Source organism: Streptomyces sp. NPDC029159, assembly GCF_055564055.1.
The window spans coordinates 156,774-181,040 of sequence record NZ_JBVHWT010000003.1 but is presented as its reverse complement, the minus strand read 5'-3'; the positions used below and the strand labels follow the sequence as shown (position 1 = coordinate 181,040).

At 72.7% G+C, this 24,267-nt stretch carries 21 protein-coding genes; 11 read left to right on the top strand and 10 right to left on the bottom strand.

Annotation, left to right across the window (positions count from 1 at the left end):
* Positions 1-30 precede the first annotated feature (30 nt).
* The gene (locus ACZ4U4_RS07815) at positions 31-984 is read left to right on the top strand and encodes a VldE C-terminal domain-containing protein (RefSeq protein WP_467870116.1); all 954 of its coding nucleotides are present in this window, start codon (positions 31-33) and stop codon (positions 982-984) included.
* A 316-nt stretch (positions 985-1,300) separates the two neighbouring features.
* Complete coding sequence (locus ACZ4U4_RS07810; protein WP_467870114.1) at positions 1,301-1,747, top strand: ATP-binding protein; 447 nt, start codon at positions 1,301-1,303, stop codon at positions 1,745-1,747.
* Positions 1,748-1,822: 75 nt separating this feature from the next.
* Here ACZ4U4_RS07810 and dapC read toward each other — a convergent pair whose 3' ends face one another.
* Together dapC and fdxA are read right to left on the bottom strand one after the other, a co-directional pair.
* On the bottom strand, positions 1,823-2,917 hold the full coding sequence (gene dapC / locus ACZ4U4_RS07805; protein ID WP_467870111.1) for a succinyldiaminopimelate transaminase: 1,095 nt from the start codon (positions 2,915-2,917) through the stop codon (positions 1,823-1,825).
* A gap of 149 nt (positions 2,918-3,066) precedes the next feature.
* On the bottom strand, positions 3,067-3,387 hold the full coding sequence (gene fdxA / locus ACZ4U4_RS07800; protein ID WP_004950253.1) for a ferredoxin: 321 nt from the start codon (positions 3,385-3,387) through the stop codon (positions 3,067-3,069).
* A 138-nt stretch (positions 3,388-3,525) separates the two neighbouring features.
* Between fdxA and ACZ4U4_RS07795 the strand changes: the two genes are divergently transcribed.
* Together ACZ4U4_RS07795 and ACZ4U4_RS07790 are read left to right on the top strand one after the other, a co-directional pair.
* Positions 3,526-4,536 (top strand): GNAT family N-acetyltransferase, encoded by a 1,011-nt coding sequence (locus ACZ4U4_RS07795; RefSeq protein WP_467870108.1) that lies wholly within the window; start codon positions 3,526-3,528, stop codon positions 4,534-4,536.
* A complete protein-coding gene (locus ACZ4U4_RS07790; RefSeq protein ID WP_467870911.1) occupies positions 4,533-5,378 on the top strand; it encodes a transglutaminase family protein in 846 nt (281 codons plus the stop codon). The genes ACZ4U4_RS07795 and ACZ4U4_RS07790 overlap by 4 nt, the downstream gene beginning before the upstream one ends.
* An 81-nt stretch (positions 5,379-5,459) precedes the next feature.
* On the opposite strand, the gene ACZ4U4_RS07785 is transcribed toward ACZ4U4_RS07790, so the two are convergent.
* The 8 genes from ACZ4U4_RS07785 to ACZ4U4_RS07750 all read right to left on the bottom strand — a co-directional run bounded on the left by ACZ4U4_RS07785 (position 5,460) and on the right by ACZ4U4_RS07750 (position 13,552).
* Complete coding sequence (locus ACZ4U4_RS07785; protein ID WP_467870105.1) at positions 5,460-6,065, bottom strand: response regulator transcription factor; 606 nt, start codon at positions 6,063-6,065, stop codon at positions 5,460-5,462.
* A gap of 64 nt (positions 6,066-6,129) precedes the next feature.
* A complete protein-coding gene (locus ACZ4U4_RS07780; RefSeq protein WP_467870909.1) occupies positions 6,130-7,350 on the bottom strand; it encodes a sensor histidine kinase in 1,221 nt (406 codons plus the stop codon).
* A 61-nt stretch (positions 7,351-7,411) separates the two neighbouring features.
* The gene (locus tag ACZ4U4_RS07775) at positions 7,412-8,149 is read right to left on the bottom strand and encodes an ABC transporter permease (RefSeq protein WP_467870102.1); all 738 of its coding nucleotides are present in this window, start codon (positions 8,147-8,149) and stop codon (positions 7,412-7,414) included.
* Complete coding sequence (locus tag ACZ4U4_RS07770) at positions 8,146-9,114, bottom strand: ABC transporter ATP-binding protein (RefSeq protein WP_467870099.1); 969 nt, start codon at positions 9,112-9,114, stop codon at positions 8,146-8,148. The genes ACZ4U4_RS07775 and ACZ4U4_RS07770 overlap by 4 nt, the downstream gene beginning before the upstream one ends.
* 129 nt (positions 9,115-9,243) lie before the next feature.
* Positions 9,244-11,373 (bottom strand): hypothetical protein, encoded by a 2,130-nt coding sequence (locus ACZ4U4_RS07765; protein ID WP_467870096.1) that lies wholly within the window; start codon positions 11,371-11,373, stop codon positions 9,244-9,246.
* 218 nt (positions 11,374-11,591) lie between these two features.
* Positions 11,592-12,071, bottom strand: coding sequence for a DUF6113 family protein (locus ACZ4U4_RS07760; protein ID WP_467870094.1), 480 nt, complete (start codon positions 12,069-12,071; stop codon positions 11,592-11,594).
* The gene (gene mshB / locus ACZ4U4_RS07755) at positions 12,068-13,039 is read right to left on the bottom strand and encodes an N-acetyl-1-D-myo-inositol-2-amino-2-deoxy-alpha-D-glucopyranoside deacetylase (RefSeq protein WP_467870091.1); all 972 of its coding nucleotides are present in this window, start codon (positions 13,037-13,039) and stop codon (positions 12,068-12,070) included. The genes ACZ4U4_RS07760 and mshB overlap by 4 nt, the downstream gene beginning before the upstream one ends.
* 318 nt (positions 13,040-13,357) lie before the next feature.
* Positions 13,358-13,552 carry a hypothetical protein gene (locus ACZ4U4_RS07750; protein WP_030287173.1) on the bottom strand — a complete coding sequence of 65 codons (195 nt, stop codon included), beginning with the start codon at positions 13,550-13,552 and terminating at the stop codon, positions 13,358-13,360.
* Between the two features lie 274 nt (positions 13,553-13,826).
* Here ACZ4U4_RS07750 and ACZ4U4_RS07745 point away from each other — a divergent pair, with 274 nt between their 5' ends.
* The 7 genes from ACZ4U4_RS07745 to ACZ4U4_RS07715 all read left to right on the top strand — a co-directional run bounded on the left by ACZ4U4_RS07745 (position 13,827) and on the right by ACZ4U4_RS07715 (position 24,225).
* A complete protein-coding gene (locus ACZ4U4_RS07745; RefSeq protein WP_467870088.1) occupies positions 13,827-16,007 on the top strand; it encodes a prolyl oligopeptidase family serine peptidase in 2,181 nt (726 codons plus the stop codon).
* 464 nt (positions 16,008-16,471) lie between these two features.
* Entirely contained in the window at positions 16,472-17,506 is a 1,035-nt protein-coding gene (locus ACZ4U4_RS07740) for an ABC transporter permease (protein ID WP_467870086.1), read from the top strand.
* A gap of 101 nt (positions 17,507-17,607) precedes the next feature.
* On the top strand, positions 17,608-19,407 hold the full coding sequence (locus ACZ4U4_RS07735) for an ABC transporter substrate-binding protein (RefSeq protein ID WP_467870083.1): 1,800 nt from the start codon (positions 17,608-17,610) through the stop codon (positions 19,405-19,407).
* A gap of 114 nt (positions 19,408-19,521) precedes the next feature.
* Positions 19,522-20,493, top strand: coding sequence for an ABC transporter permease (locus tag ACZ4U4_RS07730; RefSeq protein WP_467870081.1), 972 nt, complete (start codon positions 19,522-19,524; stop codon positions 20,491-20,493).
* A gap of 11 nt (positions 20,494-20,504) precedes the next feature.
* Entirely contained in the window at positions 20,505-21,566 is a 1,062-nt protein-coding gene (locus ACZ4U4_RS07725) for an ABC transporter ATP-binding protein (protein ID WP_467870078.1), read from the top strand.
* Positions 21,567-21,578: 12 nt separating this feature from the next.
* Complete coding sequence (locus ACZ4U4_RS07720) at positions 21,579-22,736, top strand: ABC transporter ATP-binding protein (RefSeq protein WP_467870075.1); 1,158 nt, start codon at positions 21,579-21,581, stop codon at positions 22,734-22,736.
* A 178-nt stretch (positions 22,737-22,914) separates the two neighbouring features.
* Complete coding sequence (locus ACZ4U4_RS07715; RefSeq protein ID WP_467870072.1) at positions 22,915-24,225, top strand: SUKH-4 family immunity protein; 1,311 nt, start codon at positions 22,915-22,917, stop codon at positions 24,223-24,225.
* The last annotated feature ends 42 nt before the right edge of the window (positions 24,226-24,267 follow it).

The window sequence follows — 24,267 nt, the reverse complement described above, 5'->3', positions numbered from 1 at the left end:
TATCGGCCGGGCCTCCATTACCGTGGGCCCGTGCAAACCTCCCATCCTGCCCATCGGCGGCGTCCGTGGCGTACCGCCGTCGCCGTGGCCGCGTTGCTGGGTGCGGGGGCGTATCTCGCGGTGCAGCAGCTGGGTGCCGGGCCCGGGGAGCCGCGGTGCACGGTGGTGGCGGCGGACGGTGGGACGGCGTTGGAGCTGACCCCGGAGCGGGCGGCGAACGCGGCGACGATCTCGGCGGTGGCGTCCGCGCGGGGGCTGCCGCCGCGGGCGGTGGCGATCGCGCTGGCGACGGCGATGCAGGAGTCCGGGCTGCGCAACCTCGACCACGGCGACAAGGACTCCCTCGGCCTCTTCCAGCAGCGCCCCTCGCAGGACTGGGGCACCTCCCGGCAGATCATGGATCCGGTCTACGCCGCCGGGGAGTTCTACGCGCACCTGGTGGAGGTGCCCCACTACGAGCGGCTGCCGCTGACCGAGTCGGCGCAGCGGGTGCAGCGCAGCGGCTATCCGCTGGCGTACGCGAAGCACGAGGCGGACGCGACGCTGCTGGCGGACGCGTTGACCGGGCGCCGGGGTGCTGCCGTGTCGTGCGTGGTGCCCCGCCCGGCGAAGGGCGCGGACACCGGGGGCGCCGCGGGCGCGCAGGCGGCGGACGCCAAGGGCGCCACGGGGGTGCGGGAGCGGCTGGTGCGGGAGTTCGGCGCCGGGGTGCTGCCCGGTACGGACGCCAAGGGCGCCGGGGACGCGAAGGGTGCGCGCGGGCGGACGGTGACGGTGCCGGTGGCGCGCTCCGGGGACGGCGGGGCGCGCCGCGGCTGGCAGGTGGCGCTCTGGTCGGTGGCCCACTCCGCCGAGCTGGGCGTCGAACAGGTCTCCTACGCCGGACGGAAGTGGCAGGCGTCCGACGCCGCGGCGGGCTGGCGGCACGCCTCGGACGCGGGCGGTTCCGGCGCGGCGGCCGTACGGATCACCACCGGGCAGTAGTCCGGCACTTCCCTCCATCGGGGCACGCCCGTCAACCCCCGGCGCACTCCCGCGTGTTGCTCCACCACGGGTGACCGGAGAAGCCTGATTCCCTTACGTCACAAGGGTTGCGGCCGTATCGCGAGAGGCAGCCGAATGCGTATATTGCCCGCCTTTCGGCACGGCGGATTATGTGACGCGTTATCAATTCTTTACCGGACTTCACCGCAACCTTCGGAGGGCTGACGCGGTAGTCAGGGCGTCCGTCGGCCCGGCGGACTCGGCACCTCGGTGTCCAGTTGTCAGAAGTACGCGCCCCCTCCGTCGAAGGAGCACCATGTCCCTCCCCGTTACGCGCCGGATCGCCCGAGCCGCCCTGCTGGTCGCGGCGAGCGCGGCACCCGTGGTCGGCGCGGCCGGTGCCGCGACCGCCGCGCCCCTGCCGAGCGCGACCGACCTGGGCGGACTGACCACCCTGGACTCGCAGCACACCAGCGAGACCCTCGACACGGTCGCGCACGAAGGCGTCGGCGTGGTGAACGAGGCCGGTGGCGCGGCCGCGCAGGAGCTCGCCCCGGCGCTGGCGGACACCGCGGCTCCGGTGGTCCAGCGGGCCGCCCCGACCACCCAGCGCACCGCCGACTCCCTCGGGAACGTCCTCCGCACGACCGGCAAGGACGGTCTGTCGACCGACACGCTGCCCACCAACGCGGTGAAGGGTGTCGCCGGCAACCTCCCGACCCAGGGGAAGGGCCTGCTCGGCGGGCTCCCCGTCGGCGGCTGACGGTCGGCGCACCGGCGCCAGGCACGGCGAAGGGGCCCGGGGAGTTCACGCTCCCCGGGCCCCTTCGCGTACGTGCTAGCCGAGCCGGCGGACCGCCGCGTCGACGCGTTCGTCGGTCGCGGTGAAGGCGATCCGGACGAAGCGGTCACCGGCCGGTCCGTAGAAGTCACCGGGGGCGACGAGGATGCCGCGCTCGGCGAGGTGGCCGACGGTGTCCCAGCAGGGCTCGTCACGGGTGGCCCAGAGGTAGAGCGACGCCTCGCTGTGCTCGATGCGGAACCCGGCCGCCTCGAACGCGGTGCGCAGCGCGGTGCGGCGGCGGGCGTAGCGCTCGCGCTGCTCGGCGACGTGCGCGGTGTCGCCGAGGGCGGCGACGGTGGCCGCCTGGACGGGCGCGGCGACCATCATCCCGCCGTGCTTGCGGATCTGCAGCAGCTCACCGAGGACGGCGGCGTCGCCGACGAGGAACGCCGCGCGGTAACCGGCGAGGTTGGAGCGCTTGGAGAGCGAGTGCACCGCGACCAGGCCCTCGTGGGAGTCGCCGCAGACGTCCGGGTGCAGCACGGAGACCGGGTCGGCCTCCCAGCCCAGTTCGAGGTAGCACTCGTCGCTGACGACGAGGATGGCGTGCTCACGGGCCCAGGCGACGATGCGGCGCAGCTCGTCGGCGGTGAGGACCCGGCCCGTCGGGTTGGACGGCGAGTTCAGCCAGAGCAGCTTGATCCCGGCCGGGTCGAGGTCGGTCGGGTCGTCGTAGGCGACCGGTTCGGCGCGGGCGAGGCGGGCGCCGACCTCGTACGTCGGGTAGGCCAGGCGCGGGTGGGCGACCTTGTCGCCGGGGCCCAGGCCCAGCTGCGTGGGGAGCCAGGCGACCAGTTCCTTGGAGCCGACGACCGGCAGGACGTTGGTGTGCGCAAGGCCCCGGGCGCCGAGGCGGTCGGTGGCCCAGCCGGTGAGGGCGTCGCGGAGCGCGGGGGTGCCCCAGACCGTGGGATAGCCGTGGCTGTCGGCCGCGTCGGTCAGCGCCGCGCGGATCAGCTCGGGCACCGGGTCGACGGGGGTGCCGACGGAGAGGTCGACGATGCCGTCGGGGTGTGCGGCGGCCGTGGCCTTGTAGGGCTCCAGGCGGTCCCACGGGAAGACCGGAAGGAGGGAGGAGACTGCGCCCACGATGCTCTCTTTCTGGTGCGGGGTGACGTCGGGGACGTCGGCGCGGGGGCCGGGTCCGGCCACGGTATGCGTGCCGGACCCGGAAATGCGCGAAGGCCCCGTACGGCGTCGGTGCCGTACGAGACCTTCGGGGCGCCGCGGTGGACCGCTTACTGGTTCTGCGGCGGCAGCGCGGCGATGAAGGGGTGGTCGCGCTCGATCAGGCCGAGCTTGCTGGCACCGCCGGGCGAGCCCAGCTCGTCGAAGAACTCCACATTCGCCTTGTAGTAGTCCTTCCACTCGTCAGGGGTGTCGTCCTCGTAGAAGATCGCCTCGACCGGGCAGACCGGCTCGCAGGCCCCGCAGTCGACGCATTCGTCCGGGTGGATGTACAAGGACCGGGAGCCCTCGTAGATGCAGTCGACGGGGCACTCCTCGATGCATGCCTTGTCCTTGACGTCGACACAAGGCTGCGCGATGACGTAGGTCACGCTGTCGTTCCTCCTCGGTAGGGCCGGCGGACCGATTGGCAGGCCGCCGCAGGGCGCGCGGGAGCGCGGCGTCGTCGATGCCCGCACCTAGTATCTCCGTTCCCGGGCACGAGACGAACAAGAGGGGCGGGAAGAGCGGTGGAATTCATGACCGACGGTCGTGCTGAAGTTCGCATCACCCATGCTGACGTGGGCAAAAGGGTATCGGTCCGGCGCCGTACGGACGACAGTGCAGGTCAGTGGGCGTTCACGGACGCGGTCGGAACGCTCACATCCTGGACCGAGGGTGTGCTCATCATCACACGCAGGAATGGCGAGCAGGTCAGGATCGGGGAAGAGCTGCTGGTCGCCGCCAAGGTGGTGCCCCGGGCCCCGGCCCGGCGGCGGGGCCCGGCGGCGGACGTCCGGGAACTGACCGAGGTGGCCGCCCGCGGCTGGCCGGCCGTCGAGACCGAGCGTCTCGGTGGCTGGACGCTGCGGGCGTCCGGCGGCTTCACCCGGCGGGCCAACTCGGTGCTGCCGCTCGGCGACCCCGGCGTCCCGCTGGACGAGGCGCTGGCGCACACCGTCCGCTGGTACGCGGCGCGCGGTCTGCCGCCGGTCGTCGCCGTCACCACCGGCCGCCCGGACACCGCCGAGGAGCTGGCCGGCGAGCTGGAGCGGCGCGGCTGGACGGCGTCCGGCCACACCCTGGTGCGGACCGGTGCGCTGGCGCCGCTGGCCGACACCGGCGCCGACCTGAGCCGGGTGCGGCTGGCCCGGGAGCCGGACGCGGCCTGGCTGGCGCGCTACCACCGGGCGGCCGGGCCGGCGCCCGAGGCGCGGGCGGTGCTGACCGGCGGTCCGTCGGTCTGGTTCGCGACGGTGACGGGTGCGGACGGCGGTGCGGAGGCGATCGGGCGCTGTGTGGTGGACGGCCGGTGGGCCGGGTTCGCGGCGGTCGAGGTGGCGCCCGGGGCGCGGCGCCGGGGGCTGGCCCGTCTGGTGATGGCGGCGCTCGCCGCCCGTGCGCTGGACGAGGGGGCGTCGGCCGCGTATCTCCAGGTCGAGGCGGACAACGCGGCGGCGCTCGGACTCTACGACGGGCTCGGCTTCACCGACCACCACGGCTACCACTACCGGACCGCACCCGCGGCGGTGGCGCCCTGAGCGGGGCCGGGCCCGGCGGGTCCGAAGAGGCGGCGCGGGCGCGACGGCGGCGGTTCGCCGAGGAGGCCCGCGCCGAGCGGCCGGACCTGGTGCTGCTCTGTCTGCTGGTCGCGGCGGAGGGCGATCCGGCGCTGGACGAGGCGGGCATGGACGCCGTCCAGATCGAGCTGGACGAGCTGGCCGGGCAGCTGCCGTTCGCGCCGGAGGGCGGCCCGGCGGCGTGGGCCCGTAACGTCGGTGAACTCCTCGGCCGCCGCCTGGGGTTCGGCGGGGTGCCCGCCGACTACCGGCGGCTGGAGTCGTCACTGCTGCACGAGGTGGTGCGGCGGCGGCGCGGGCTGCCGATCCTGCTGTCGGTGGTGTGGACGGAGGTCGCCCGGCGGGCCGGGGCGCCGGTGTACGCGGTGGCGCTGCCGGGCCATTTCGTCGTCGGGTTCGGCGATCCGCACGGGGCGCATGTGCTGGCCGATCCGTTCGCCGGGGGCCGGTTGCTGTCCGAGGCGGAGGTGGCGGGCGCCGGGGCCGCCCTGGAGGCGCCGATGCTGCTGCCGGCCGATCCGCTGGAGATCGTGGCGCGGATCCTCAACAACATCCGGGCCTGGGCGCAGGCCCGCCCCGAGCACGGCCCGGTGGGCCTGTGGGCGGTCGAGCTGGCCCTGCTGCTCCCCAGCCATCCGGCCCGGCTCCGCCACGACCGCGCCCAGGCGCTGGTGAACTGCGGCCGCTTCCTGGAGGGCGCGGCCGAGCTGGAGGAGTACGCGCGGGTGGTCGAGGCGGTGGACCGGGCGACGGCGGAGACGGTACGGGGGCGCGCGGCGGAGATCCGGGCGATGCTCAACTGAGGCCGTGAGGGCGGGAGTTGGGGCAGAGGGCCGCTACGGTCCCGGCCCCCGTACGGCGGGGTCACCCGGACGCGTCCCCGCTCAGAGCCACCCCTTCTCGCGGGCCGTGCGGACCGCCTCGGCGCGGTTGCGGGCGCCGGTTTTGCGGATGGCGTTGGAGAGGTGGTTGCGGACCGTGCCCTGCGAGAGGTGGAAGTGGCGGGCGAGTTCGGCCTGGGTGCCGCCCTCGTCGGCGCGGATCAGGATCTCGCGTTCGCGGTCGGTGAGCGGGCTGACGCCGTCGGCGAGGGCGGCGGCCGCGAGCGCCGGGTCGATGACCCGCTCGCCGTCCAGCACCCGCCGGACGGCCTCCGCGAGGCGGGCCGCCGGGGCGTCCTTGACCAGGAACGCGGCGGCGCCCGCCTCCATGGCGCGGCGCAGATAGCCGGGGCGCCCGAAGGTGGTGAGGATGACGATCCGCACGCCGGGCAGCGCCGCGTGCAGGGCGGCCGCCGCGTCCAGACCGCTCATGCCGGGCATCTCGATGTCGAGCAGGGCGACGTCGACGGCGTGCTCCCGGGCCAGCTCGACGACCTCGTCGCCCCGGGACGCCTGGGCGACGACGCGGAGGTCGTCCTCCAGCTCCAGCAGCGCGGCCAGCGCCTCGCGGACCATGGACTGGTCCTCGGCGAGCAGCAGTCGGATCATGCGGCCAGCTTACGGGGAGCGCGGCGGCCGGCCGGGGCGAAGGCCGCGCCCGGGGCCGCCCCGGCTACCGCGCCGTGCCGGGGGCGGGCGGCGCCGCAGGGGTTTCGTCCGCCGGGCCGTCCCCACCCCCGTCGGGGGCGGCCTCCTCCTGTGGCACCGGCACGATCGCCGCGAGCCGGAAGCCCCGGCCGTCGCCCGGGCCGGTCTCCAGCCGGCCGCCGCTCAGCGCGAGGCGTTCGCGGAGACCGCCGAGACCGTTGCCGTCGACGGTGCCGCGGGCCGCGCCGACGCCGTCGTCCGCGACCGTCAGGCGCAGCGCGGGCGCGCCGTCCTGCTCCTTCTCCGCCGTGAGCCGCAGGGTGCAGCGCCGGGCGCCGCTGTGCCGGACGACGTTGGTGACGGCCTCCCGCAGCGCCCAGGCCAGCACGGACTCGGCCGCCTCCGGCAGCGGGCGGCCTTGCTCCAGGGCCTCGTCGGCGTCCACCGCGATCTTGGCGGTGCGCAACGCGGCGCGGGCCCCGGCCAGTTCGACGGCGAGGCGGGGCCTGCGGTAGCCGGTGACGGCCTCGCGGACGTCCACCAGGGCCTGTCTGCCGACCCGTTCGATGTCGGCGATCTGCGCCGCGGCGTCCTCGGGGCGGGCGGGCAGCATCCGGCCCGCCAGCTCGCTCTTGAGCGTGATCAGCGAGAGCGAGTGGCCCAGCAGATCGTGCAGGTCACGGGCCATCCGCAGGCGTTCCTCGTTGGCGGCGAGGCGGGCGACCTCCTCCCGTGCGGCGCGCAGCTCCTTCGTCGTACGGATCAGGTACTGCACGCCGATCATCGTGTAGCCGGTGCCGACCGCCGGGAGGCCGTACGCCAGGAGGTAGTAGCCGCGGACCTCCGGGAAGCGGAAGCCGACGGTCAGCAGGACGAGGGTGACGGCCGGGACGGCCCAGCGGGCGTGCTCCCACGGCAGGACGACGCCGGCGGCCACCGAGGTGAAGATGAACAGCACCAGCCAGTTGGCGCCGAGGTTCCAGGCGAGGGCGACGGAGAGCGCCAGCAGCGCGACGAGCAGCGGGTAGACGGCCCGCAGCGTGACGCCCCGCCACATGTGGCGGAAGACCAGCGCGAAGTAGAGCACCACGTACCCCGCGAGGCCGACGGCGCCCAGGATGCGGGTGGTGGGCGGGGCGGCGCCGGTGAAGAGGTCGGCGACCGGGCCTGCGAGGTAGAGCATCCAGACGCTGATCCACAGCGCCTTGGAGACCGCCTGCCGCCAGGTGCGGGACGGCTGCCCCATCCGGATCGGGTTGTAGTCCTCCGTCCCGCGCCCCTGTGTCCCGCGCTCCGTCGTCACGTCGTCATGCCTTCCGGGTGTCCTTGCGGTACAGCCAGGCCGCGCCGCTCACGAAGAGCGCCAGGTATACCAGGAGGACGGCGACGTCCTTCGGATGCGGTCCGCCGCCGCCCTCGATGGCGGTGCCCAGCGCGGCGTAGGCGTGGGTGGGGACGTACTCGGCGAGGTTCTGCACCCACTGCGGCAGGATCGTCAGCGGCATCCACAGGCCGCCGAGGAAGGCGAGGCCGAAGTAGCAGAGCATGCTGATCGGGCGGACCGCGTCGCCGGTGGCGAGGTAGCCGATGGCGACGCCGAGGGCGGCGAAGACGAAGCTGCCGAGCCAGGTGGCGAGGGCGATGGCTCCCCACTGCCAGGCGGCCAGTCGGACGCCCTTGACGAAGGCGCCGGTCAGCAGCGTCAGCACGATCGACGGCAGGCTGACGGTGGCCGCCGCGGCGATCTTGGCGCCGACGTAGCCGCGGCCGGGCAGCGCGGTCAGCCGCAGCTGGCGCACCCAGCCCAACTCGCGCTCCTTGGCGATCTGTTCGGCGTTGCCGAGGAGGACGGCGGTCATGGCGCCGAAGGCGGCCATCGCGACCATGTAGTACATCCCCATGTCCAGCTGCATCCCGGGCATGCGGTTGCCGCCCGCGCCGCCCGCGATGATCAGGTAGAGCCCCGGCGGATAGATCACCGAGAAGAACATGAACTTCTTGTTCCGCAGGGCGCGGCGGATCTCCAGCGTGATCAGGGTGGTCATCGTCCCGCCTCCCCGGCGGTGGTGGTGGCGTCGGTGGCGGCGGTCAGAGCGAGGAACGCCTGCTCCAGGCCGAGCCCGGCGACCTCCAGGTTCCGCGGGTAGAGGCCGAGGCCGTAGAGCGCGTGGACGGTCGCGTCGGCGTCGTGCGACTGGATGCGGACGGTGCGGCCGGAGACCTCCAGCGCGGTGAGGGCGGGCAGCGCGCGCAGCGCCTCGCCGTCCACGGTGCCGTCCAGGTCGAAGACGATCCGGCGGGCCCCGGCGCGGGCCTTGATCTCGGTGGCGGTGCCGTCGGCGAGGACGGTGCCGCGGTGCAGCACGATCACCCGGTCGGCGATGGCGTCGGCCTCTTCGAGGTAGTGCGTGGCGAAGAGGACGGTGCGGCCCGCCGCCGCCTGGGCGCGCATGGTGCCCCAGAACGCCTGCCGGGCCGAGACGTCCATACCGGTGGTCGGCTCGTCCAGCACGATCAGATCGCTCGCGCCGGCGGTGGCGAGGGCGAAGCGGACCCGCTGCTGCTGGCCACCGGAGAGCTTGTCGACCATGCGGTCGGCGATGTCGGTGAGGTCGGCGGCGCGCAGGATCTGATCGAGCGGGTACGCGCGGGGGTGCAGGTCCCGGACGAGGCCGACCAGTTCGCGGACCTTGACGCCCTGCATCAGGCCGCCGCTCTGCAGCATCGCACCGACCCTGCCCTGGGCGATGGCCCGCTGCGGGGTGGTGCCGAAGAGGGCGACGGTGCCGGAGTCGGGGGTGCGCAGCCCGAGGAGCAGGTCGAGGGTGGAGGACTTGCCGGCGCCGTTGGGGCCGAGCAGGGCGACCGTCTCGCCCGGGTGCAGCTCCAGGTCGATGCCGTCCACGGCGCGCACCGCGCCGTACCGCTTGGTGACCTCGCGGAAGCTGACCACAGGGGCCGGCTCCGTCCGGCGCCCGGCGGCCGGGGCGGTGGTTGAGGTTGTCGTCATGCCCTCAAGCATCGCGGCAGGAGGGGGGTCGGCGGCAGTGTCGGCTGTCCGCAGTCCGCCATGACATCTGTCATGGGCGAGGCCCCCGGAGCGCGCGCTCCGGGGGCCTCGATGCGGGGGTACGGGCTGTCAGCCCTCGCCGATGGTCTGCACCCGGTCGGCGGGCGTGGTGCCCTGGAGCGCCATCTGCACGGCGCTGGCCACCTCGGCGGGCGTGACCGGCTTCTTGCTGCCGTCGCCCTTGGTCAGCAGGACGCCGTTGAAGGTGTCGCCGTAGAGCGCCTTGAGGGCGTCCCTGTCGTAGTACGGGACGAGGCTGCCGTCGGGGGCCGGCCGGAAGGAGAGGAACTTCGGGATGGACTTCTCCGGGCTGAACGACACGGTGTGCGCGGCGTCCGTACGGACGGTGATCAGGCCGGACATCGCAGGCTCGGCGAACTGCTTGAGCGCCTTGTCCACCGCCTCCTTGGAGACCTTGGGCTCCTGGGTGGAGGCGGCCAGCGTCAGCGTCGGCTGGGCGCCGGTGGTGACGCGCTCGCGGTAGGCGTCGGCGACCTTCTTCTTGGACGCGGCGACGTCGACGGCCTTGTGGGGCTTGCCGTAGTGCGGCACGGCCCGGCCGCCGGAGAAGGTGATGCCGCCCTCGCCCGCCTCCGTACCGCCGGAGCCGCCGGCGACCTGCCGCAGCGCGATCTCCAGCTTCTCGTCGTCGGTGGTCATCGCGGGCTGCGCGGTACGGGCGACGCCGAAGAGCGAGCCGATGACGGAGACCGGGTTGTAGTCCCGGCCGGAGGCGCCCCGGACGGTGGCCTGCACATCGACGCCCAGGCCCGCCTTGACCGGATCGAGGCTCCGCTCGGCGCCGTCGACGGTGAGCTTCAGCGGCTCGTCGGTGCGGTCCTTGAGCGCCGTCTCCAGCTTCTTGACCGCGTCCTCCCTGGCCTCTCCGCCGATGGGCACACCGAGCGCGGTGGTGTTGTTGGGGACGTCGGCGTGGTCGAGGAGCAGCCCGGCGCCGTAGGCGACCGCGGCGAGGACGACGACTCCGGCGCCCACCAGGACCAGCTTGTTGCGGCCCTTCTTCTTCGGCGGGTTGATCGGCTCGGGGATCTTCGGCAGCGGCGCCGGGGCCGCTGCCTCGCCGTCCTTGCCGGACTTCGGCGGACCGTCGCCCGCCGGGACCTTCGGGATGCCGCCGACGAGCGTGTCGGCGGCGCCCCGGCCGCCGGAGCGGGGGCCGGAGCCCTTGGGGCCCTTGGCCGGTGCGGCCTTCGGGCCGCCGGCCGGACCTGCGGAGAGGCCGCCGGTGATCCCGGCCGGGGCACCGGGCCCGGCCGGCGCGGTCTCGCCCGCGCCCGGGTCGCTGAAGCCGGGCGGCAGGGTGACCGCGCTCTTGCCGCGGGCCGGCCCGGTGGTGGGACCGCTGGGCGCCTTCGCCGCAGGGGCGTCGAACGGGCTCAGGTCGGCGGCGGGCGCGTCGAACGGCGAGGCGGCGCCGGGCGCCGGGGCGTCGAACGGCGAGGGCTCCCGGGCCGGGCGGCCACCGCCGTCGAACGGCGAGAGCCCGAGCGGGTCGCCGCCGGACGGCTCGGCGCCGCCGGCCGGGGCGTCCGAGAAGTACGGCAGGTCGGGCCCGGACGGCGCGCCGCCCGCGTCCGGCGCACCGGGTGCGCGGTGCGAGCCGGTGGGGGACGAGGTGCCGGGCGCGGGGTGCGAGCCGGTCGTCGAGGAGACGTCGGGCGCCGGGTGCGAGCCCGTCGTGGACGAGGCGCCGGGCGCCGGGTGCGAACCCGTCGTCGAGGACGCGCTCTGGCCCTTGCGCGGGGCGAACCAGGAGCTGGTGCCGTCGCCGGAGCCGGACGAGGCGCCGGGCCGGGCCGCGGCGCCGCCGGGGCGCTGGGCGGCGGGTGAGCGGCGCGGGAGCCGGGGCGGGGCGCCCGCCTCGTCCGCCGCCGCGTCGGGAGTGGGCGCGCCGCCCTCTCCTGACGCACCGTTCGCTCCGGTCGTCGCACTCATGCCGGACTCCTCACCCACGGGCTTGCGCACGACGACGGGCGGGATGGGCCGCGAACCCGGAATGTTGATCTTGATGCGCGTCGTCAGCGTGGTCTCGGTCTTCTGCTCCTCCGGCTGCGCGGCGGCACCGGTCGCCGCCTCACCTTCTCCCCTGGGCGTGCCGTACGGCGGCGTTCCCGAGGGGTAGACGGCGTTGCCCCGGCCCTGGGGGCCGGAGGACGAACTGTCAGATTCACGACTCAAAGCAGGTTCTCCCGGTTGGCTCCGCCGCTCGTCAGAGGTGATCTCGGGTCTCGTCCCGGGGGGCGCCCCGAGGGCGGCGCGGCGGCGCGCACCACCATACTGGCCGCCGCACAGGGGTACTCGTGGAGCACGGCAGGACCACGACGACGAGGCAACCCCCGGCGCACGGCCAACTCACCCCGTGCGCCACGACATATGTCCAGGTATGGGCCCCGTGATCAGGCGGCCCGGCCGGGCGGTACGCCCAGCGCACGCCGCTGCGCCGCGGTGGCACAGATCACAGCCACCAGGATCCCGCCCAGCAGGAAGAGGTACGAGCCGAGCCCGGCACCGAAGAGAAAGTCACCCTCCGGACGGGTGGTGCCCAGCAGCAGGAAGACGGTGACGAGCCAGGCGGCGCCCGGCACCAGCACCCCGGAGACGGTCTCGGTGGCCCGCCCGCCGCCGTACAGCAGACCGGTGAGCCCGGCCAGCGCCAGCAGCAGTCCGCCGGGGAACCACGCGGCCTGCAGCAGCGCCCCGGCGGGCGCGACCAGCACCCCGCCGATCAGCAGCAGGACGTACAGCGCGATCCGGCCCGGCGTCACCGGCCGGGCCATCGCCGCCGCGGCGCCGCCGCCCGCGCCGGGCCCCGCGGGGCGCACACCGGAACCACCCGCGCGGGTCCGCGGTGTGCCGTTCTTCTTCTCCTCGCTCATGCGCCCGCCTCCCGGTGGCCGTCGGTGGAGTGCGCGCCGGTGGCGTCGCCGGAGACCCCCGCGAAGAGGTCGTCCTCCCGGCCGCCGGCCGCCGGGAGCGGCGTGCCCCGGACGAGCCGGTAGTACTCGGTACCGAAGAGCGGCTGCCCGAGGTCGTTGGAGAGGGCGAAGAACGGGCCGTCGACCGCGATCTGGGTGGCGTGCGCCCGCATCGCGGCGGTCTTCGCCGCGCGGTGCGCCTCCATGCCCGCGATCTCCGCGGTGACCTCGTCGTCCGCCACGACACCGGGGACGTCGTCGACGGCGGCGATACCGGGGAAGGAGCGGCCCGCGGCGCGCAGGGCCGCGAAGCCCTTCTCGACCTCCGAGCGCGGACTGCAGTTCCAGTAGATCTTTTCGATCGCACACGGTGCGCCGAGGTCGGGCCGGAAGGCGGCGTCGGCGGCCAGCTCCGCGGCGCGCATCGCGACCCGGTGGGCCTGGATGTGGTCGGGGTGGCCGTAGCCGCCGTCGGGGTCGTAGGTCACCAGGACCTGCGGGCGGACCTCGCGGACCACGGCGACGAGGTGGGCGGCCGCCTCGTCGACCGGCGTCGCCCAGAAGGCGCCGGGACGGTCGTTCTGCGGAGCGCCCATCATCCCGGAGTCGCGGTAGCGTCCCGCGCCGCCCAGGAAGCGGTGGTCGGTGACGCCGAGCGCGGCCATCGCGTCGGCCAGCTCGCCGACGCGGTACGGGCCGAGGGTGTCGTCCCGGTCGGGCGCCAGCTGCGCCAGCTCGGGCGGGATGACCTCGCCCTCCTCGCCGCGGGTGCAGGTCACGAGCGTGACGTGGGCGCCCTCGGCGGCGTACCTGGCCATCGTGACACCGTTGTTGATGGACTCGTCGTCCGGGTGCGCGTGCACCAGCAGCAGACGGCGGGGCCGGTCGGCGCCGGGGGGCGCGGGCGGGGTGGGGGCGGGCTCCGTCATGGGAACAGCCTACGAGCCCGGGCCCCGCGCCCGGCACACGCGCCCGGCGGCCGCGCCCACCCGGGTGCGGACATGCCGCCGCCCGGCCCCGGGGAGTGGTCCGGTGGCCGGGCGGGCGGCGCGGGCGGTGTTCGCAGGCCCTAGGGGGTGTCTTTCCGGTCTTCGTGGGTCAGGGCGTGGCGTCTGGTGCCGTGCATCGCAAGGCGGAGCCCTGCCCGCGGACTGGGTGTCCGTGGGTGGGGCGACAACGCCGCGAGGTGCGGTGCCAGGCGCCACGACCCCACGAAGACCGGGAAGACACCCCCTACGCGCTGTACGTCAGAATTTGATACCCCCGAGCATCCCGGCGACGTTCGTCGTCAGCTGCTTGATCGTCGGGGCCACGGACGAGCTGGCGAGATAGAAGCCCAGCAACATGCACACAAACGCATGCCCGCCCTTCAGCCCGGCCTTCTTGACCAGCAAGAAGACGATGATCGCCAGCAGCACCACCGCCGAAATCGAGAGTGCCACGGCGGTTCACCTCCAAGTACGCACGGACCTGACAGTTATGAGGGCGCCGAGCCGTCGTCACGGCCCAACTCCCACGTGTGCAAAGGGCTCTTTACCCCGTACCCACCACGCGCAAGGGATCATAACTTTCCGCGCACGCGCATATGTCGGTGCACGGGAGCAGACGAGGGGCGCACACCGAATTCGCTGCTGCGACGAGTGCCGTTCCGACCGCCGGACGGGCGGTGTCCCGAGTTCCGTCCGCGAGGTGGACGGACGCCATAGGCTCGGGCCCATGACCGGACAGCCTGCCTCCGTGCCCTTTCCGCGCCAGCACGCCCGTACGCAGCGCTTCACCCTGGGCGCTCCCCGTGGCTACACCGTCTCGCCGGACGGCGCCCGCGTCGTCTTCCTCCGCTCCGGCTCCGGCACCGACCGGACCCAGCGCCTGTGGGTCCTCGACGTCGCCGAGGGCCGGGAGTTCACCGCCGCCGATCCGCTCGCCCTGCTCTCCGGCGCCGAGGAGGAGCTGTCGGCGACCGAACGGGCCCGCCGGGAGCGCACCCGGGACGGCTCGGCGGGCGTCGTCGGCTACGCGGTCGACGCGGCGGTCGAGGTGGCGGCGTTCGCCCTGTCGGGCCGCCTGTTCGCCGCCGAGCTGCGGGCCGGCACCGCCCGCGAACTCCCCGCCACGGGCACGGTCGTCGACCCGCGCCCCTCCCCCGACGGCCGGTACGTCGCGTACGCCGCGGACGGCGCGCTGCGGGTGGTGCGGGCCGACGGCGCGGGCGACGGCGGCGACCGCGCGCTGGCCACCCCGGACGGCCCCGAAGTGACCTGGGGGCTGGCGGAGTTCATCGCGGCGGAGGAGATGGGCCGCCACCGCGGCTTCTGGTGGTCGCCGGGGAGCGACCGGCTGCTGGCCGCACGGGTCGACACCACGCCGGTGCGCCGCTGGTGGATCGCCGACCCGGCGCACCCGGACCGGCGGCCCGCCGAGGTCCCGTACCCGGCGGCGGGCACCCCCAACGCCGAGGTGACACTGGCCTTCCTGGGCCTGGACGGCTCCCGGACGGACGTGGTGTGGGACCGCGAGCGGTTCCCGTATCTCGCGCGGGTGCACTGGTCGGCGGCGGGCCCGCCGCTGCTGCTGGTCCAGAGCCGCGACCAGCGCACCCAGCGGTATCTGGCGGTCGACGAGGAGACCGGCGCGACGCGCACGGTCCACGAGGACACCGACCCGGTGTGGAACGAGCTGATCCCCGGCTCCCCCGCGTGGACGCCGGACGGACGGCTGGTGCGGGTCGCGGACACCCCGGACGGCGCGGAGCCGGGCGCCCGGCGGCTGTTCGCCGGGGACCGCGCGCTGACCGCGGCGCCGCTGCACATCCGCGCGGTGCTGGACATCGGCGACGACGACATCCTCGTCGCGGCGAGCGGCCCCGAGATGCACGACATCGGCGTCCACCGGGTGCGCCACCGCGGCGACGGTCCGGCGGCGGTGGAGCGGATCGGCGCCCGGCCGTACCCGACGGTGACGTCGGCGGTCCGCGGCGGCGACGTGGTGGTACTGACGCAGGCGAGCCTGGCGCGGCCCGGGGCCTCGGTCGAGGTGGTGCGGCTGGGCGCGGACGGCGCCGAGGAGCCCGTCGCGGCGATCGGCTCGTACGCCCAGCAGCCGGTGCTCACGGCGCGGCCACGGCTGGTTCTCGCCGGGGAGCGGGACATTCCGTGCGCGGTGCTGCTGCCGGAGGGCTACACGGAGGGCGACGGTCCGCTGCCGGTGCTGATGGATCCGTACGGCGGGCCGCACGGGCAGCGGGTGGTCGCGGCGCACCACGCCCATCTGACGTCGCAGTGGTTCGCGAACCAGGGTTTCGCGGTGGTCGTCGCGGACGGCCGGGGCACCCCGGGCCGCTCCCCCGCGTGGGAGAAGTCCATCTCCCGGCGGGTGGCGGAGCTGGCGCTCCAGGACCAGGTGGACGCCCTGCACGGGCTGACCGGCCGCTTCCCGCTGGATCTGACGCGGGTCGCGATGCGCGGCTGGTCGTTCGGCGGCTATCTCGCGGGGCTGGCCGCGCTGCGCCGCCCGGACGTCTTCCACGCGGCGGTCGTCGGCGCCCCCGTCACCGACCTGCGGCTCTACGACACGCACTACCAGGAGCGCTACCTGGGCCACCCGGACCAGGAGCCGGCGGCGTACGCGGCCAACTCCCTGCTCACCGACGAGGGACTGTCCGGGGCGCGGGAGCCGCACCGCCCGATGATGGTGATCCACGGGCTGGCGGACGACAACGTCGTGGTGGCCCACTCCCTGCGGCTCTCCTCCGCCCTGCTCGCGGCCGGCCGCCCGCACGAGGTGCTGCCGCTGTCCGGCGTGACCCACATGACGCCGCAGGAGCAGGTCGCGGAGAACCTGCTGCTGCTCCAGGTGGACTTTCTGCGGCGGTCGTTGGGCATCGCCGACGCGGGCTGACGGGAGCGGCGCCCGGACCGGGAGCGCGGTCCGGGCGCCGGTGCCGTACCGGCGTCCGTCCGCGTCCCCAGCATCGATTTTCGGCCACCGCGCGCGGGCGGCGTACGGCCGGTGACCCAGGATGTGCTGGGGGTGACGTTCGCCCACCGGACGGCCCGTGACATCCCCGTGGCCGTACGCAGTTCAGCAAGGTGCGTCCGCATACCGGTGAGGCGACGGTCAAGTTGCCGTCATGTTACGGCAATTGAACAGACTATGTCCCTTATTTCGCATATCTCTTTTGGGTGTCAAGCACGCCCTTGCGTCGATCTGCGCAATCTTCGCTCAAGAAGCGAACGACCTGCGCATCAGCCCACCCGATCCCCTTGACTCCGCCATAAATCACTTGCGAAAGTCCGCTCATCCAGCGGTGCGACCGGCGCCGCTTCACGTTCCAAGAGAACTCGGCGCGGGGGCACTTCGCGATGACTAGTCCATCCCAGACCGCGGCTGCACAGTCCGATTCCCCAGGGCTGGAGCCGGAGGGTCTGAAGAAGGAGAAGAACCGCAAGGGCGGTGAGCTCGTCGGCCGTTCCCCCGGCCAACTGATGTGGGCGCGGTTCAAGCGGGACCGCACCGGCATGTTCTGCGGCATCGTCGTCCTGGCGTTCTTCGTCATCTCGGCGCTCGCCCCGGTCATCGCCTCGCTGTACGGCAAGGACCCCTACACGTTCTACTCCAACAGCGACCCGAACCTCCTCGACGAGTTCGGCTTCCCGTCCGGCGCGAACGGCGGCGTCTCCGGCGACTTCTGGTTCGGCATCGAGCCCCAACTCGGCCGTGACCTCTTCACCCAGCTGCTGTACGGCATGCGGACCTCACTGGGCATCTCGGTCGCCGTAACGATTCTGGTGGTCATCACCGGCACCATCCTGGGCGTCACCGCCGGCTACCTCGGCGGCCGCACCGACTACTGGCTCGGCCGGGTCATGGACTTCCTGATGGCCTTCCCCAGCCAGCTGACGTTCGTGGCGTTCATGCCCGTCGTCGTGGCGCTCTTCGTCCCGCCGGGCGACGAGACCCCCACCTACATCCGGGTGGTGGCGCTGATCCTCGTCCAGTGGGCACTGGGCTGGATGGGTCTGGCGCGACTCCTGCGCGGTCAGGTCCTCTCGCTCCGCGAGCGGGAGTTCGTCGAGGCCGCGAAGATCACCGGCGCCTCGCCCTGGCGGATCATCCGCAAGGAGCTGCTGCCGAACGTCGTCACCCCGATCCTGGTCCAGAGCACCTACATGCTCCCGCTGTTCGTGACCGCGGAGGCGGGCCTGTCCTACCTCGGCGTCGGCATCATGGAGCCGACCCCCGACTGGGGCCGCCTCTTCCGCACCGCGGGCAACATCTACGAGAGCGACCCGACCTTCCTGCTCTTCCCCGGCGCCGCGATGGTCATCTTCGTTCTCTGCTTCAACCTGCTCGGGGACTCGGTCCGGGACGCCTTCGACCCCAAATCCGGGCGCTGAGCGTCCATTTGATGGGGGCCGCTGTCGCCCCCGCCGCCGGCTCGCACCGGATACGTCAGACAGCACATCTGGATACCAACTGACAGGCAGGTGCTTGGACCATGAACGCACTCTCCCCGCGCAGAGCACGCGCAGTCATAGTCGCTCTCGCGGCCGGCTCGCTCGCGCTCACCGGATGCAGCGCCGGCAGCAGCAACGACAAGGACAAGTCCCAGACGGACGCCGACGCGGCGTCGCAGTCGGGCACCGTCCCGCTGGGCACCGCGGCCGACTCCACCGGTCCGGCCAAGGAGGTCAAGGGCGCCCAGTCCGGCGGCACCATCCGCGTCTACCAGCGTGACAGCTACAACCACCTGGACCCGGCGCAGATGTACGTCAGCGACATGAAGTCGCTGTCGCAGCTGATCTTCCGCGGGCTCACCAGCTTCCAGCAGGACGACAGCGGCAAGCAGAAGGTCGTCGGCGACCTCGCCACCGACGCCGGGCAGATGTCCGACAACGGCAAGACCTGGAAGTACACGCTCAAGGACGGCATCAAGTTCGAGGACGGCACGCCGATCACCTCGAAGGACATCCGCCACACCATCGAGCGCACGTACGCGAAGTTCATCACCGACGGCCCCACCTACATCCAGCAGTGGCTGTCGGGCGGCGGCACCACCTACCGCAAGGCGCTGCCGGACGGCCCGTACAAGGGCGACCACCTGCCGAAGACCGTCCTGGACACCCCGGACGAGAAGACCATCGTCTTCCACTTCAAGCAGCCCCAGTCGCAGCTGCCCTACGCGCTGACCATGCCGGGCTACAGCGTGGTCCCGGACGGCGCCAAGGACACCAAGGACAACTACGACGTCAAGCCGGTCACCTCCGGCCCGTACAAGATCGCGTCGTTCAAGGCCGGCAAGTCCATGCAGCTGGTGCGCAACACCAACTGGGACCCGAAGACCGACGCGATGCGGCACCAGTACCCGGACGGGTACAACATCACCTTCAACCACCAGGCGTCGGACTCCACCAAGCGTCTGATGGCCGACCAGGGTGAGGCCAAGAACGCCATCAGCCTCACCAACGCGGTCGAGCCCACGACGACCAAGCAGGTGCTGGACAACCCCAGCGCCAGCAAGCGCCTGGTGCAGGGCTACCAGCCCTACGTGTGGCAGATGAACTTCAACATGGACCGCCTCAAGGACAAGAAGATCCGCGACGCGATCACCTACGCGCTGCCCAGCAGCCAGATCGTCCGGGTCAACGGCGGCAGCTACGGCGGCGAGGTCGCGGGCGGTCTGCTCGCCCCCACCGTCGCGGGCTACAAGAAGGGCTACGACCCCTACGGCAAGCTGTCGCACCCCAACGGTGAGCCGGAGAAGGCCGCGAAGCTGCTGAAGGAGGCGGGCAAGAAGGGCATGAAGCTCGTCTACGCCTACTCCAACACCGAGGCGCGCCAGAAGGAGGCCGTCCTCATCGAGGACGCGCTGAACAAGGCCGGCTTCAACGTGCAGAAGAAGGAGGTCGACGCGGCCTCCTGGTACCAGCAGATGGGCAAGGTCGACAACGGCTTCGACATCTACATGACCGGCTGGGGCCAGGACTGGCCGGACGCCTCCACGGTGATCCCGCCGTCGTACGACGGCACCACCATCCAGGACGGCTCGTCGAACTACTCGCACGTCAACGACAAGCACGTGAACGAGGAGATCGCCCGCATCGGCAAGATCGCCGACGCGAAGAAGGCGACCGAGGAGTGGGAGAAGCTGCACCAGTACATCGTGGAGAAGGTCAACCCGGCAGCCCCGGTCTTCTACACCAAGACGCTGCAGCTCTACGGCTCGAACATCGGCGGCGCCCGTTACAACAACGACGTCAGCTACATCGACCCGAACACGCTCTTCCTCAAGAAGTAAGCGTCCGGAAGGCACTCCGGAGAGCGCGCGCACGGCGGAGCGCGCGCTCTCCGGGGCCTTCTTGCCACCCCTCATCGCCCACAGCCGCCGCCGTCCTGAGAGCAGCGAACTGTCATGCTTCCCTTTCTATTTCGCCGGACGTTCGGCGCGATCGTCACCCTCATCCTGCTGAGCGCCGTCACCTTCTTCGTGTTCTTCGCGGTCGGCGACCCGGCCCTGATGGCCTGCGGTAAGAACTGCACCGCCGACAACATCGCCCTGATCCACCAGAACCTCGGCCTCGACAAGCCCCTGCCGACGCAGTACTGGGACTTCCTCTCCGGCATCTTCGTCGGCCGCGACTACAGCATCGGGCACTGCAGCGCCCCCTGCTTCGGCTACTCGTTCGCCACCAAGCAGGACGTCTGGTCGACGATGATCGACCGGCTGCCCACCACCGCCTCGCTGGCCCTCGGTGGCGCCGTCGCGTTCCTCGTCATCGGCATCGGCGCCGGTCTGCTGGCCGCGTGGAAGCGCGGGACCTTCCTGGACAAGGCCGTCACCAGCATCTCGATGGTCCTCAGCTCGGTGCAGATCTACATCCTCGGCCCCATCGTCCTGGGCATCTTCGTCTACAGCGGCATCATGGACTCGCCGAAGTACGTGGATCTGACCAGCAACCCGGCGGGCTGGTTCATGGGCCTGCTGCTGCCGTGGCTGGTGATGTCGACGATCTTCACCGCGCAGTACACCCGTATGTCCCGCTCGACGATGATCGAGCAGCTCCAGGAGGAGCACGTCCGCACCGCCAAGGCGAAGGGCATGCCGGCGCGTTACGTCTTCCTCCGCTACGCCTGGCGCGGTTCGCTGATCCCCATCGTCACCATCCTCGGCATGGACCTCAGCTCGCTGTTCGGCGGCGCCATGATCACCGAGTTCACCTTCTCGCTCGCCGGTATCGGCCGGCTGGCGATCGACTCCGTCACCACCCTCGATCTGCCCATGGTGCTGGGCGTGATGCTCTTCAGCGCCGCCCTGATCCTGGTGTTCAACATCATCGTGGACGCGGCGTACGCCTTCATCGACCCGCGCGTGCGCCTGTCCTAGGAGAGCCTGAAGTGACCACACTCCCCACGACCGAAGGCACACCGGCCCCGACCGGGTCCGACCCCTTCCTGTCCGTGCGCGACCTGCACGTGCAGTTCTCCACGGAGGACGGCATCGTCAAGGCGGTCGACGGCCTCTCCTTCAACCTGGAGCGCGGCCAGACCCTCGGCATCGTCGGCGAGTCGGGCTCCGGCAAGTCCGTCACCAACCTCGCCGTCCTGGGGCTGCACAACCCCAAGTCGACGGCGATCAGCGGCGAGATCCACCTGGACGGCCAGGAGCTGACCGGAGCCCGGGAGAAGACCCTGGAGAAGCTCCGCGGCAACAAGATGGCGATGATCTTCCAGGACGCGCTGACCGCCCTGTCGCCGTACTACACGGTCGGACGGCAGATCGCCGAGCCGTTCATGAAGCACACCGGCGCCTCCAAGCGCGAGGGCCGCCAGCGTGCCATCGAGATGCTGACCAAGGTCGGCATCCCGCAGCCGAACCTGCGGGTGGACGACTACCCGCACCAGTTCTCCGGCGGTATGCGCCAGCGCGCGATGATCGCGATGGCGCTGGTCTGCAACCCCGAGCTGCTGATCGCGGACGAGCCGACGACCGCGCTGGACGTCACCGTCCAGGCGCAGATCCTCGACCTCCTCAAGGACCTCCAGCAGGAGTTCGGCTCCGCGATCATCCTGATCACCCACGACCTCGGCGTGGTCGCCGACACCGCCGACGACCTGCTGGTGATGTACGCGGGCCGGGCCGTGGAGCGCGGCTCGGTCAAGGAGATCCTGACGCAGCCGCAGCACCCGTACACCTGGGGTCTGCTCAGCTCCATGCCGCGGCTGTCCTCCGACGTCAACGAGGCGCTGTACCCGATCCCCGGGTCGCCGCCGAGCCTGCTGAACCCGCCGTCGGGCTGCGCCTTCCACCCGCGCTGCGCCTTCCCCGCGGAGGTCGCCGGCGGGCTGTGCACCGAGAAGCGTCCGGCGCTGCCGGACGGGCGGGCCGCCGCCTGCCACCTCAGTGCGGAGCAGCGCCAGACCTTCTTCACCGAGCAGATCAAGCCCCGGCTGGGCTAGGGAGCCATCACCATGACAGACAACGTCACCCTGCCCTCGCCCCGGGACGCCGCGCCCGCCGCGGGCGAGCCGCTGCTCGTCGCCGAGGGCGTCACCAAGCACTTCCCGATCTACGGCGGCTTCCCGTTCAAGCGGAAGGTCGGCGCGGTCAAGGCGGTCGACGGCGTCGACCTGACCGTGCACGCCGGCGAGAGCTTCGGCCTGGTCGGCGAGTCGGGCTGCGGCAAGTCGACCACCGGCCGACTGCTGACCCGCCTGATGGAGCCGACCTCCGGCAAGATCACCTACGCGGGGCAGGACATCACCCGGGCCAAGCGCAAGGAGCTGGCCCCGGTCCGCTCCGAGATCCAGATGATCTTCCAGGACCCGTACGCGTCGCTGAACCCGCGGCAGACGGTGGGCACCATCATCGGCGGCCCGATGGAGATCAACGGGATCAACCCGCCCGGTGGCCGGGAGAAGCGGATCCGGGAGCTGCTGGAGACCGTCGGTCTCAACCCGGAGCACTACAACCGCTTCCCGCACGAGTTCTCCGGCGGTCAGCGCCAGCGCATCGGTGTGGCGCGGGCGCTCGCCCTGGAACCGAAGCTGATCGTCGCCGACGAGCCGGTCTCGGCGCTGGACGTCTCCATCCAGGCGCAGGTCGTCAACCTGCTCCAGGACCTCCAGCGGGAACTGGGCATCGCGTTCCTCTTCATCGCCCACGACCTGGCGATCGTGCGCCACTTCAGCCAGCGGGTCGCGGTGATGTACCTCGGCAAGATCGTCGAGGTGGGCACCCGCGACGAGATCTACAGCCGGCCGCGCCACCCGTACACCCACGCGCTGCTGTCGGCCGTCCCGGAGGCGAAGCTCACCGAGGGGGAAGAGGAGGAGAAGCAGCGGATCCGGCTCGCCGGTGACGTGCCCTCGCCGGTCAACCCGCCGTCGGGCTGCCGCTTCCGTACCCGCTGCTGGAAGGCGCAGGACAAGTGCGCGACCGAGGAGCCGCCGCTGGTCCAGATCACCGGGAACGCGGCGGGCCACCTGACGGCCTGCCACTTCCCGGAGGAGCCGACGATCGCGGCGCGCGGTGAGGACATCGTCCTCGACCCCGCACTGGCCGCGGTCGAGGAGGCAGCGCAGGAGGGCCCGGCGGACGACGCCGGCTCCTCCGGCAAGACCCGTTGACCCGGTCTCAACCGCCTCCGCTCGGAGCCGGAGCCCGCTTCCCACACCCCAGCTTCACGGGAGGCGGGCTCCGGCCTTTTCGTGAGCGGGGCCAAGTCCCTCAGGGGACAGGGGTGGTGAAGCAGGGGCGTCCTCCCCGTCCGGCCGGATTGTCAGTGGTGGGTGCGAGGATCTCCGCATGACCACCGATACGCCGTACGCGGCCGGGGCTCTGCTGCCGGACACCGCGCTCGACACCGTTCTCGCCGACCCCGCTCTGCTGCTCCGCGCCGATCGCGCGGAGATCCGCGAGCAGTTGTCGTCACGGCCGCGCGCCGACGCCGGTGCGGAGGACGGCCGGGCCGTGTTCCGGCAGGCCGAGGCCATATTCGGCGGTGCGCCGGTGGTGCGCGCCGAGTTCGCGTCCTGGCTGCACTTCGCCGCCGTGGTGCTGGGGCGCACCGGGTACGCCGAGCGGATCGCGGCGGCCGAGCCCGGGATGCCGTGGCGTACGGAGTGGGCCTGGTGGCGGCCGGTGGGGCACTACACGGCGCATCCCAATCTCAGCGGCGACAGCGGCGCGGTCGCGTATGTCCACGAGGGCCGGGAGCTGGTGGGGGTGTCCGGCATGTGGTGCCCGAGCCGCTGGTTCGACCTGGGCACCGGCGCACCGGCGGCGGCGCCGCCCGCGGACACCTCGCGGCGGCTGCGCGCCGATGACGCCGCCGAGGATCTCCCCTACCTCTTCGGCACGGAGGACGAGGATCCCGCCCTGGCGGTGCCGCCCACCTGGGAGGAGCCCGAGCTGCTGGATGCGGCGGGCCGCCATCTCCTCCAGGAGGCGCGGGGCGTCGCCGTGGTGCGGGCCGATGCCGCCGTGCTGAAGGAGTGGCCGACCGGCGGCGCGTCGTACGCCTCCGCCGAGGAGGGCAGTCCGGGCGGGCTGGACTCCCCGGAGGAGGGTCCGCTCACCGCCGCGCGAATGGACGACGCCTTCGGCCCGGACGGTGTGCGGCGCATACCGGAGGAGGAGCTGCCCGCCGCCCTGGAGCACGGCCCGACCCGGGCGTTCCTGCGGGAGGTCGGGCTGCCCTCCTGGTGGGCCGGTGGCGTCTCCTGCTTCAACGCCGCCGAGGCCCTGCGGCCGCTGCCGGACGATGCCGAGCTGCTGGTCCTGGGCACGTTCGAGCTGGGGTACGCGGAGACGGGCACGGTCTGCGTGCACCGCACCACCGGCGAGATACGCCTGCTCCTCACCGGCGGCGACACCACTCCCCCGCCCTTCTACTTCTCGCGGGACGCGGAGACGTTCACCGTCTTCCTGGAGTCCCTGCGCCGCTACATGGGCGCGAGTTGGGATCCGTATCCGGACGAGGCGGGCGCGGAGTACGACTACGAGTCCCGGATGGCGGAGCTGGACCCGCGGGCGTTGGACGAGGAGGCGCCGTCCCGGGAGGTCTGGGGTCATCTCTTCGCGACGATCACGGTGTTGGGGGTGTACGGGTACTGACAGCGGGTGCCGGCCGGGGCGGGGCCGGAGCCCCGGGCCGAG